This window comes from Ramlibacter sp. AN1015, assembly GCF_037726105.1.
GTDB lineage: Bacteria > Pseudomonadota > Gammaproteobacteria > Burkholderiales > Burkholderiaceae_C > Ramlibacter.
Genome location: NZ_JBBJUM010000018.1, coordinates 78,839 through 89,605 on the forward strand (window position 1 = coordinate 78,839; position 10,767 = coordinate 89,605).

At 65.0% G+C, this 10,767-nt stretch carries 10 protein-coding genes; all 10 read left to right on the forward strand.

Features of this window, described 5'->3' with window-relative positions:
- Positions 1-16 precede the first annotated feature (16 nt).
- Positions 17-1,099: a prephenate dehydratase gene (gene pheA, locus WG922_RS20720; protein ID WP_340284914.1), complete on the forward strand. Its 1,083-nt coding sequence runs from the start codon at positions 17-19 to the stop codon at positions 1,097-1,099.
- Between the two features lie 10 nt (positions 1,100-1,109).
- Positions 1,110-1,988: a prephenate dehydrogenase gene (locus WG922_RS20725; protein WP_340284916.1), complete on the forward strand. Its 879-nt coding sequence runs from the start codon at positions 1,110-1,112 to the stop codon at positions 1,986-1,988.
- Between the two features lie 3 nt (positions 1,989-1,991).
- Positions 1,992-3,983, forward strand: a complete 1,992-nt coding sequence (locus tag WG922_RS20730) for a bifunctional 3-phosphoshikimate 1-carboxyvinyltransferase/cytidylate kinase (RefSeq protein ID WP_340284918.1) — start codon at positions 1,992-1,994, stop codon at positions 3,981-3,983.
- A gap of 167 nt (positions 3,984-4,150) precedes the next feature.
- The gene (gene rpsA, locus WG922_RS20735) at positions 4,151-5,827 is read left to right on the forward strand and encodes a 30S ribosomal protein S1 (protein WP_340284920.1); all 1,677 of its coding nucleotides are present in this window, start codon (positions 4,151-4,153) and stop codon (positions 5,825-5,827) included.
- Positions 5,828-5,963: 136 nt separating this feature from the next.
- Positions 5,964-6,284 carry an integration host factor subunit beta gene (locus WG922_RS20740; protein ID WP_340284921.1) on the forward strand — a complete coding sequence of 107 codons (321 nt, stop codon included), beginning with the start codon at positions 5,964-5,966 and terminating at the stop codon, positions 6,282-6,284.
- Between the two features lie 24 nt (positions 6,285-6,308).
- Complete coding sequence (locus tag WG922_RS20745) at positions 6,309-6,581, forward strand: LapA family protein (RefSeq protein WP_340284922.1); 273 nt, start codon at positions 6,309-6,311, stop codon at positions 6,579-6,581.
- Positions 6,571-7,704 carry a lipopolysaccharide assembly protein LapB gene (gene lapB / locus WG922_RS20750; RefSeq protein ID WP_340284923.1) on the forward strand — a complete coding sequence of 378 codons (1,134 nt, stop codon included), beginning with the start codon at positions 6,571-6,573 and terminating at the stop codon, positions 7,702-7,704. The genes WG922_RS20745 and lapB overlap by 11 nt, the downstream gene beginning before the upstream one ends.
- A 61-nt stretch (positions 7,705-7,765) precedes the next feature.
- Positions 7,766-8,698 (forward strand): D-glycero-beta-D-manno-heptose-7-phosphate kinase, encoded by a 933-nt coding sequence (gene rfaE1, locus WG922_RS20755; RefSeq protein WP_340284930.1) that lies wholly within the window; start codon positions 7,766-7,768, stop codon positions 8,696-8,698.
- On the forward strand, positions 8,695-9,720 hold the full coding sequence (rfaD, locus tag WG922_RS20760; protein WP_340284924.1) for an ADP-glyceromanno-heptose 6-epimerase: 1,026 nt from the start codon (positions 8,695-8,697) through the stop codon (positions 9,718-9,720). The genes rfaE1 and rfaD overlap by 4 nt, the downstream gene beginning before the upstream one ends.
- 61 nt (positions 9,721-9,781) lie before the next feature.
- Positions 9,782-10,135 carry a ComEA family DNA-binding protein gene (locus tag WG922_RS20765; protein ID WP_340284925.1) on the forward strand — a complete coding sequence of 118 codons (354 nt, stop codon included), beginning with the start codon at positions 9,782-9,784 and terminating at the stop codon, positions 10,133-10,135.
- Positions 10,136-10,767: the final 632 nt, after the last annotated feature.

Below are 10,767 nucleotides of genomic sequence, written 5' to 3' on the forward strand. Positions count from 1 at the left end.
CGCTTTCCCGCACGACATGGCAAAGAACCTTGCGCAACTGAGGACGGACATCGACGCCGTGGATCGCGAACTGCTCGCGCTGCTGAACCGCCGTGCGGGACTGGCCGCCGAGGTCGGCGAGATCAAGCGCCGGGAAGGCTCGACCGTCTTTCGCCCCGAGCGCGAGGCCCAGGTGATCCACGGGCTGCAGGAGGCCAACGCCGGCCCTCTCAAGGATGCCAGCGTCGCGAACATCTGGCGCGAAGTCATGTCGGCCTGCCGCGCGCTGGAGGCACCGCAGCGGGTCGCCTACCTCGGGCCGGCAGGCACCTTCAGCGAACAGGCTTCGCTGCAGTTCTTCGGCTCGACGATCGAACACGTCCCTTGCGTGAGCTTCGACGAAGTGTTCCACGCTGCCGCCGCCGGCACAGCGGACTTCGGCGTGGTTCCGGTCGAAAACAGCACGGAAGGCGTGGTCACCCGTTCGCTGGATCTGCTGCTGTCCTCTCCCCTGCACATCGTGGGCGAAATCAGCCTGCTCGTGCGCCACCACCTGCTGCGCCAGCAGCCGACGCTGGACGGCGTCGAGGCCGTCCTGGCCCACCCTCAGGCGCTGGCACAGTGCCAGGGCTGGCTCAACAAACACCTGCCGCATGCCGAACGGCGCGCGGTGGCCAGCAATGCCGAGGGAGCCCGGCTGGCCGCTGGCGACCCGGCGTGGGCCGCCATCGCGAGCGAACGCGCCGGCAGCGAGTTCGGCCTCCACCTGGCCGCACAGGCCATCCAGGACGACGCCTACAACCGCACCCGCTTCGCGGTGATCTGCCTGCCGCAGACGCTCGAGGCGCCGCAGGCTTCGGGCAAGGACTGCGTGAGCCTGGTGGTTTCGGTGCCGAATCGCCCGGGCGCGGTGCACGACATCCTGGTGCCGCTCAAGCGACACGGTGTGTCGATGACGCGCTTCGAGTCGCGACCGGCGCGATCCGGACAGTGGGAGTACTACTTCTTCATCGACGTGCAGGGCCATCCCTCGCTGCCGCACGTTGCGGCCGCCCTGGCGGACCTGCGCGCCCTGTGCGCTTTCTACAAGATGCTGGGTACCTACCCGGTCAACGACTGAGCGCGCCCGCATGAAATTCGAGCAACTCGCCCTCATCGGCTGCGGCCTGATGGGCGGCTCATTCGCTCTGGCGATGCGACGTGCCGGACTGGTCAAGCGGGTAGTGGGTTACAGCAAGTCACCCTCAACCACCGAGCGGGCACGGCAGCTCGGCGTCATCGACGTCGAGGCGCCTTCGGCGCTGCTGGCCGTCTCCGGAGCCGACATCGTGCTGCTCGCGGTGCCGGTTGCTGCCACCGAGAGCACCTTCAAGGCGATCCGCCACCTCGTTCGCCAGGACATGCTCCTGATGGACGTGGGCTCGACCAAGCGCGATGTGGTGGAGGCGGGCCGACGGGCGCTACGCGAGCAGATCGGTGCGTTCGTACCCTGCCATCCCATCGCAGGCAAGGAGCACGGCGGGATCGAACACGCTGACGCCGATCTGTACGCGGGGCGACAGGTCGTCATCACGCCCATCGAGCGCACCCTCGTCGCGCAGCTGGCGCAGGCCGAGCAGGTGTGGAAGCAGCTCGGCAGCCGCGTCGTCAAGATGTCGCCCGAGGCACATGACGCCACCTATGCCGCGGTGAGCCACCTGCCGCACATGCTGGCTTTTGCCTACATGAACGGGCTCATGGACCAGGCGCAAGCCGCGCGCTTCATGGCCCTGGCAGGGTCCGGTTTCCGTGACTTCAGCCGGATCGCGGCCAGCGAACCCGCCGTATGGCGCGACATCCTGCTCGCCAACCGGCAGGAGCTGCTCGCCCAGTCACGCCACTTCCGCGAGGCGCTGGCGCAGTTCGAGCGCAGTGTCGAAGCGGGAGACGCCAAGGCCGTCGAGGAGCTGGTGCGGCGCGCCCGCGCTGCGCGTGCGCCGTGGCGCATGGGAACCGGCCTGGAGGACTGACGCGTGTTCAGCACCGAGTTCCTCGACCTGCCGCCGCTCGACGGCGCGCGCGGCGTGGTGGCCCTGCCCGGGTCGAAAAGCATCTCCAATCGCGTGCTGCTGCTGGCTGCGCTGAGTGCGGGCACCACCGCGATTCACGACCTGCTGGATTCCGACGACACGCGCGTAATGCTGGCCGCCCTCGAGCAACTCGGATGCACGCTGCGGCGCGACGGAGCCGTCCTGGAAGTAACCGGGCTCGGCGGCCAGGCGCCGGCAGGCCCGGCGCGCCTGCTTCTCGGCAACGCCGGCACGGCCATGCGGCCGCTCTGCGCGGCCCTTGCGGTGCTGGGAGGGAACTTCGAACTCTCGGGCGTGGAGCGCATGCACGAACGCCCCATCGGAGACCTGGTCGATGCCCTGCGTGCGCTCGGCTGCACGATCGACTATCTCGGCAAGCCCGGCTATCCGCCCCTGCGCATCGGCCGCCCGCAGCTACGGCTGGAGCGGCCGATCGCGGTGCGCGGCGATGTCTCCAGCCAATTTCTTACCGCGCTGCTGATGGCACTGCCGCTCGTTGCCACGCACGACGTCGTGATCGAAGTGGAGGGCGAGCTGGTCTCCAAGCCCTACATCGAGATCACGCTGCAGCTGCTCGGCCGCTTCGGCGTGCAGGTGCGGCGCGACGGCTGGCGCCGGTTCACCATTCCCTCAGGCAGCCGCCTCGCTTCTCCCGGCGTCGTGCACGTGGAGCGCGATGCCTCGTCGGCAAGCTACTTCGTCGCGCTGGGGGCGCTGGCCGCACGAGGCACAGACGTCATCCGCATCGAGGGCCTCGGGCGAGATTCGATCCAGGGCGACATCCGCTTCCTGGAGGCCGCCGAGCGTATGGGCGCGCATGTGCACAGTGGCGCGCACTGGATCGAGGTGCGGCGAGGCGCCTGGCCGCTGCGGGCGCTCGACATGGACTGCAACCATATTCCGGACGCAGCGATGACCCTGGCGGTGATGGCGCTGTATGCGGACGGGCCGAGCACGCTGCGCAATATCGCCAGCTGGCGCGTCAAGGAGACCGACCGCCTTGCGGCCGTGGCCGCCGAACTGCGCAAGCTAGGGGCTGAGGTCGAGGAAGGCGCCGACTTCCTCCGCATCACCCCTCCGGTGCTGTGGCAGCCCGCGCGCATCCGTACGTACGACGATCACCGCATCGCGATGTGCTTTTCGCTGGCGGCCTTCAACCCCCGAGCTCTGCCGGTCCGTATCGACGACCCGAAGTGCGTCGCAAAGACCTTCCCCGACTACTTCGAGACCTTGTTCCGCGTGGTCAGTGCCGCGCCGCACCGCGTGCCGGTGATCTGCATCGACGGCCCGACTGCCTCCGGCAAAGGCACCCTGGCGTCGCGCGTGGCCCAGCGGCTCGGCTTCCACTATCTCGATTCGGGCGCGCTCTACCGCATCACGGCGCTGGCGGCGCTGCGCAGCGGGCTGGCGCTGGATGTTTCGAACGAGGCGGCCATCGCCGAGCTGGCAGCGCGCCTGCCTGTGCACTTCGCCGGCGACCGGGTGCTGCTCGATAGCACCGACGTGAGCGACGCGATCCGCACCGAGCAGGCGGGCATGAACGCCTCGCAGGTGTCGGCCTTGCCTGCCGTGCGAATCGCTCTGCTTGCGCTGCAGCAGGAATTTCGCGCCCTTCCGGGCCTCGTCGCCGACGGGAGGGACATGGGCACCGTCGTCTTTCCGAATGCACCGCTCAAGGTCTATCTCACCGCCAGTGCAGGCCAGCGTGCCGAACGCCGTCACCGCCAATTGAGCGACAAGGGCATAGCGACTACAATCGACGGTCTTCGCGCCGACCTGGAGGCGCGCGATGCCCGGGACTCACAACGCGCAGTGTCGCCCCTGAAGCCCGCGCAAGACGCCCTCCTCCTGGACAACTCCGAGCAGAGCATCGAGCAATCGGTGGCCCAGGTACTCCAGTGGTGGGAAGACAAGCAGCCCTTCGGGTCCGCCTGAGGGTTGCTCACTACCGACCCACGCCGCTCCTTCCGCGCGACAGCGCACTGGTGACGTGGGATGTTTCAACCGCAACCGCGGCTTTGCAGCCGCACAACCGCCGTCCTCAGCCTTAGAAACATCTGCAATGGTGCCGATGGAAACCTGCGTGACGTGCAAGGAACTTTATGTCCGAATCTTTTGCCGCCCTGTTTGAAGAATCGCTGCAGCGCTCGGAGATGCGCGCCGGCGAGGTCATCACCGCCGAGGTGGTGCGCATTGAACACAGCTTCGTGGTCGTGAACGCCGGCCTCAAGTCCGAAGCCTACGTCCCTATCGACGAGTTCAAGAACGACCAGGGCGAAATCGAAGTCCAGGTAGGCGACTTCGTTTCGGTGGCGATCGACGCTATCGAAAACGGCTACGGCGACACCATCCTCTCGCGCGACAAGGCCAAGCGCCTGGCGTCCTGGATGGCGTTGGAAAAGGCCCTGGAGTCCGGCGAGTTTGTCACCGGCACGACCAGCGGAAAGGTCAAGGGCGGCCTCACTGTCCTCGTCAACGGCATCCGCGCCTTCCTGCCGGGCTCGTTGATCGACACCCGTCCGATCAAGGACCTGACGCCCTACGAGAACAAGACCCTCGAATTCAAGGTCATCAAGCTCGATCGCAAGCGCAACAACGTGGTGCTGAGCCGCCGCGCGGTGGTGGAAGCCTCGATGGGCGAAGAGCGCGCCAAGCTCATGGAAACCCTCAAGGAAGGTTCCATCGTTCGTGGCGTGGTCAAGAACATCACCGAGTACGGCGCCTTCGTCGATCTCGGCGGCATCGATGGCCTGCTGCATATCACCGACATGGCTTGGCGTCGCGTGCGCCACCCGAGCGAGGTGGTCCAGGCCGGCCAGGAAATCACGGCCAAGATCCTCAAGTTCGACACTGAGAAAAACCGCGTGTCGCTGGGCCTCAAGCAGATGGGCGACGACCCCTGGATGGGCGTGTCGCGTCGCTATCCGCAGGGCACCCGCATGTTCGGCAAGGTCACCAACATCGCCGACTACGGTGCGTTCGTCGAGCTTGAGCCCGGCATCGAAGGTCTGGTGCACGTCTCGGAGATGGACTGGACCAACAAGAACGTCGCCCCTTCCAAGATCGTGTCTCTTGGCGACGAGGTCGAGGTGATGGTGCTGGAGATCGATGAGGACAAGCGCCGCATCTCGCTGGGCATGAAGCAGTGCAAGGCCAACCCGTGGCAGGAGTTCGCGCAGAACACGAAGCGCGGCGACCGCGTCAAGGGCCCGATCAAGTCCATCACCGACTTCGGCGTCTTCGTCGGCCTGGCTGCCGGCATCGACGGCCTGGTGCACTTGTCGGACCTGTCCTGGAACGAGCCCGGCGAAGCCGCCGTGCGCAACTACAAGAAGGGTCAGGAGGTCGAGGCGATCGTGCTGGCCGTCGATGTGGACCGCGAGCGCATTTCCCTGGGCATCAAGCAGCTGGACCAGGATCCCTTCACCACCTTCGTGACGGTGAACGACAAGGGATCCATCGTGTCGGGCAAGGTCAAGACCGTGGATCCGAAGGGCGCCGAGATCGACCTGGGCAACGATATCCTCGGCTATTTGCGTGCCAGCGAGATCTCGCGCGACCGCGTCGAGGACGCGCGCAATGTGCTGAAGGAAGGCGACGAGGTCTCGGCAGTGGTCGTGAACATCGACCGCAAGACCCGCAATATCCAGCTGTCGATCAAGGCCAAGGATATGGCCGACCAGCAGGAGGCCATGTCCAGCCTGAGCCAGCAATCGGCACGCGAGAACGCCGGCACCACCAGCCTGGGCGCCCTGCTGCGCGCAAAGCTGGAGAAGTAACGCCGCAGCGGGCGGCCGCTCGGCGGCTGCACCGGCGCAGGACGTGCAGGCGCGGGGGTGAGACACTCCCGCGCTGCTTATCCTTCAGATCCGCTCCGCTTCACTTTCCGTCTCCACTAACGTCCCTCCTCCGCGCATGACCCGATCCGATCTTGTCGAAGAATTGGCCGGGCGCTTTGGGCAATTGACCCATCGCGACGCCGAGTACGCTGTCAAGGCCATTCTCGACGCCATGTCAGAAGCCCTCGAGCGCGGGCATCGCATCGAGATTCGTGGCTTCGGCAGCTTCTCGGTCAGTCGGCGGCCACCCCGGCTGGGTCGCAATCCGCGCTCTGGCGAGAGCGTGCAGATTCCGGAGAAACGCGTGCCCCACTTCAAGCCGGGTAAGGCCTTGCGGGAAGCGGTGGACTTGCGCACTCGCGAGCTCGAGGCGCTGGCGCCAGGGACTAGCAACTAAAATTCGGCCAGCCATAGGAGCCGGATGAAATACCTCGCATGGCTGCTCAAGGCAGCCATTTTCTTTACCCTGTTCGCTTTCGCGCTGAACAATCAGCATGTGGTCACGGTGCACTTCTTTTTCGGAGCGCACTGGAATGGCCCGCTCGTACTGGTAGTGCTGGCCGTATTCGCGCTCGGCATTGGCGTGGGTGCCCTGGGAATGGTGCCGCGTTGGTGGAAACAGCGGGCGGTGGCCCGCCGGAGCCAGCCGGCGGCGAGCGCCGCCGGCGCGTCGTCGGAGCCGCATGGAATCTGATTTCAGCTGGCTGCTCTGGGGGCTACCCATCGCCTTCGTGCTCGGCTGGGTCGCTTCTCGCCTGGACCTGCGCCAGTTGCGCATCGAGAACCGGCAGGCGCCGAAAGCCTACTTTCGTGGGCTCAACTTTCTGCTCAACGAGCAGCAGGACCAGGCCATCGATGCCTTCATCGAGGCGGTCCGCAACGACCCGGATACGTCCGAACTGCACTTCGCCCTCGGAAATCTGTTCCGTCGCAGGGGCGAATACGAACGTGCAGTGCGTGTGCACGAACACCTGCTCTCGCGCGGCGACCTGTCACGGCCCGAACGCCACCGCGCGCAGCACGCACTGGCGCTGGATTTCCTCAAGGCTGGCCTGCTCGACCGCGCGGAGGATGCCTTACGAAAGCTGGAGGGCACCAGCTTCGAGCCGCAAGCCCTGCTGGCCCTGCTGTCGATCTACGAGCGCACGCGTGACTGGCCGCGCGCTGCCGAGATCGCGCGCAAGCTGGATACCCGCGGCGAAGGGAACTTCAGCACGCGTCTTGCTCATTACCTGTGCGAGCAGGCGGCCCAGGAGCCGAACGAAGAGGCCGAGCGCCTGGTGCGGGAAGCACTTCGCACCGCTCCGGCAGCGGCTCGGCCGGCCCTTGAACTCGCCGTTCTCCAGCGGCGCGCCGGCGATGACCGGGCGGCGTTCGAAACACTTGCCGAGCTAGCGGAGCGCCTGCCTGCGGCGGCGGGGCTGGTCGCGCGGCCGTTGGCCGAGTCGGCCCTCGCCTGTGGCGAGCAGGTGCGCGCGACCCGGATCCTTTGTGAGCGTCAGCAAGCCACGCCGTCGCTGGACGTGCTAGAAGGCTTGGTGGCGCTCGAGCCGGACCCCGAATCGGCACGAAACCTGTACGCCCGCCACCTCGAACGCGAACCTTCGTTGGTGGCCGCGACACGCTGGATATCCGGTGAACGCCTTGAACACGAGGACCTGCATCCGCTCCTGCAACGGGCCCTGGATCAGGCAGTCAAACCACTTTCGCGGTACCGCTGCGCCGCCTGCGGTTTCGAAGCCAACAAGCATTTCTGGCAGTGCCCCGGCTGCCAGGCGTGGGACAGCTACCCCGCGCGCCGCGTTGAAGAACTCTAGGCTCGGCGTCATGCACCTGCGCGACTTCTCTGCGACGAACCGGGCCAGCTTGGATGCACACATGAAGCGACCTACCAAGGATCAACTGAGCAACGCCAAGGTGCTGGTGGTCGGCGATGCGATGCTCGACCGCTACTGGCACGGTGCGGTCGAGCGCATTTCCCCCGAAGCTCCAGTCCCCGTCGTCAAGGTGACAAGGCAAGAGGAGCGCATCGGCGCCGCGGCGAACGTAGCCTACAACGTGGTCACGCTTGGCGCGCAGGCGTCCTTCCTCGGCGTGGTGGGCGATGATGACGCAGGACATCGACTCGAGGCCCTTCTGGCCGCCACCGGCATCACGACTCACCTCAAACGCGATGCGGGCTTGATGACGACCGTTAAGCTGCGCGTGATCGGAAGGCAGCAGCAACTCCTGCGCATGGACTTCGAGAACGAGCCGGATCATGAGGTGCTCGCGCTGCAGAACCGGTCGTTCCTCGAACTCGCGCCGCAGCACCAGGCGGTGCTTTTCTCGGACTACGGCAAGGGTGGCCTTGCGCATATCCCCGCGATGATCACTGCGGCTCGCGAGGGAGCCTGCAAGGTCCTGATCGATCCCAAGGGTTCCGACTACCGGCGATATGCTGGTGCCAGCGTGATCACACCTAACCGGTCAGAGCTGCAGCAGGTCGTAGGGGCCTGGAGCGGCGCTGAGGGACTCGCCGACAAAGCTCAGGCTCTTCGAGACGAACTGCGTCTCGAGGCGCTGCTTGTGACGCTCGGCGAAGACGGCATGACCTTGTTTGACGAAGAGGGGGCGCTTCACGTGGATGCCGACGCGCGAGAAGTGTTCGATGTGACGGGGGCTGGCGACACCGTCATCGCCACCTTGGCCGCTTTCGTTGCCGCAGGGCTGGGCCTGCGCGAGGCCGTGCCGCTCGCAAACAAGGCGGGCGGGATCGTGGTGGGGAAATTCGGGACCGCCACTGTTTCATACGAGGAGCTGTTCACATGACGCGCATCGTGGTGACCGGCGCCGCCGGCTTCATTGGCAGCAACATCGTGCGCGGGCTCAACGCGCGCGGGATCGACGACATCGTCGCCGTCGATGACCTTACGCAGGGCGACAAGTTTCGCAACCTTGCAGATTTGCGCATTGCAGACTTCGTCGATGCGAGCCGGTTTTACGACGCATTCGCGCAAGGCCGCTTCGGGTCCGTCGAAGCTGTCTTTCACGAAGGGGCCTGCAGCGACACGATGGAGGCGAACGGCAAGTACATGATGGAGAACAACTACTCGACATCGTGCACTCTCTTCCGAGCTTGCCAGGAACAGGGCACTCGGCTTCTGTACGCCTCGTCTGCAGCCACCTATGGCGCCTCGGATGTATTTCGCGAAGAACCTGCGTTCGAAAAGCCGCTGAATGTCTACGGCTGGAGCAAGCTCTTGTTCGACCAGCGCCTGCGCCGCGAACTGGGGCCCCGATTCGACAACGCTCCACACCAGGTGGTCGGTTTCCGCTACTTCAACGTATACGGCCCGCGCGAACAGCACAAGGGACGCATGGCGAGCGTCGCCTTCCATCAGTATCACCAGTTCCGCGACGCAGGGAAGGTTCGCCTTTTTGGTGAATACGGCGGCTACGGACCGGGCGAGCAGGTGCGCGATTTTGTCCACGTGGACGACGTGGTAGCCGTCAATCTCTGGTTTTTCGATCGTCCCCAGCACAACGGCATCTTCAATCTCGGCTCCGGGAGAGCGCAGCCCTTCAACGATGTGGCAGTCGCAGTCGTAAGCAGCATGACGTCGCAAGACGGCATGTTCGATGCCGCGAGGGCAGCTTCCGAAGGATTGCTGGAGTACATTCCTTTTCCTGAAGCGCTGCGGGGGAAGTATCAATGCCGCACGGAAGCCGACTTGTCGCTCTTACGCTCAGTGGGCTGTGATCACCATTTCCAGGACGTGCAGACCGGCGTCACGAGCTATGTTGGATGGCTCGCAGCCCAGAACGCAGCTCAGCCACATCAACTAAAGTAGTATCTCGCCTTGCTGAGGAGGCAGTTCATCCCGAATTGCCGAGCTCAGCTCAGGAGGAATGATGCTCAAGAAGATGTTAGTGACAATCGGCCTGCTGTGGGTCGCATCTGCAATCGCTGCTGTCGATGTCAACAAGGCCACGGCAGCGGAACTTGACGGGGTGAACGGCATGGGTCCGTCTACGACCCAGCTGGTGTTGGAGGCGCGAAAGACAGGCCAGTTCAAGGACTGGGACGACCTGATCAAGCGCGTGAAGGGGATCGGTCCAGCTCGGGCGTCCCGACTGTCTGCACAGGGCCTCACCGTTTCAGGTGAAGCGTTCAAGCCGACTGCGAAGGCTCCCGCGAAACCTGCAGCGAAAGCGGAAGCGAAGCCCAAAATGGCGGCGGAACCGGGCCAGGAACCGAAGAAGTAGGTGCAGCAGGCCAGCATCTCACCCACGTTATGCTGGCCGCTCCACGTTCCCACTACCTACTGCCCCCACGGGTGCAATCCATCGATGTCAAGGACATATCCAGCACCCGCTCGAATGGCAGGAAGTCGACGAAGCGGTGCTGCTGCGGTGGACTGCCGAAACGCCGTATCTCCAGCTTCTGCACCAGCGGTGGTTGCGTCCCTCCCTTGGCACGCCTGGGTGACGCAACTCGCCGACGAACTCGTGCAGGCGTCAGGAGCGGCAGGCACGACGCTCGATTGCGAAATGCATAGCCCGTCGTGGGCCCGTCGATCGAAATGTGCAGCCGCGGCGTGTCAGTAGCTTGAGAAGGAACCCGAGCAGCGCAGGAGCCTGGGCGGGCGAGATCCGATCAAAGCCCAGGAGCCACAGGAGCTGCTGAGCCGGGGGAGCCGGGGGTCCGCTTAGAGGCTGATATCCGTTGCTAAGGCTTGGGGGCTGGAGATGCGTTCCAGGCTGAAAGGCGTGCGCATCCTTTCTCATGCTGAATTGCCGATTGAGGTAAATGGCTCAATATCGCCATCTATGCACTGTCAGAGCATGACGCCGCCCTCAATCTCCGTGCACAGAAAAGCAAAAAGCCCAGCACGTGT

Bases quoted from the DNA above. Each gene is read 5' to 3' on its own strand.
- pheA (WP_340284914.1), top strand. From the start codon at position 17: ATGGCAAAGAACCTTGCGCAACTGAGGACGGACATCGACGCCGTGGAT.
- WG922_RS20725 (WP_340284916.1), top strand. From the start codon at position 1,110: ATGAAATTCGAGCAACTCGCCCTCATCGGCTGCGGCCTGATGGGCGGC.
- rpsA (WP_340284920.1), top strand. From the start codon at position 4,151: ATGTCCGAATCTTTTGCCGCCCTGTTTGAAGAATCGCTGCAGCGCTCG.
- WG922_RS20740 (WP_340284921.1), top strand. From the start codon at position 5,964: ATGACCCGATCCGATCTTGTCGAAGAATTGGCCGGGCGCTTTGGGCAA.
- WG922_RS20745 (WP_340284922.1), top strand. From the start codon at position 6,309: ATGAAATACCTCGCATGGCTGCTCAAGGCAGCCATTTTCTTTACCCTG.
- lapB (WP_340284923.1), top strand. From the start codon at position 6,571: ATGGAATCTGATTTCAGCTGGCTGCTCTGGGGGCTACCCATCGCCTTC.
- rfaE1 (WP_340284930.1), top strand. From the start codon at position 7,766: ATGAAGCGACCTACCAAGGATCAACTGAGCAACGCCAAGGTGCTGGTG.
- rfaD (WP_340284924.1), top strand. From the start codon at position 8,695: ATGACGCGCATCGTGGTGACCGGCGCCGCCGGCTTCATTGGCAGCAAC.
- WG922_RS20765 (WP_340284925.1), top strand. From the start codon at position 9,782: ATGCTCAAGAAGATGTTAGTGACAATCGGCCTGCTGTGGGTCGCATCT.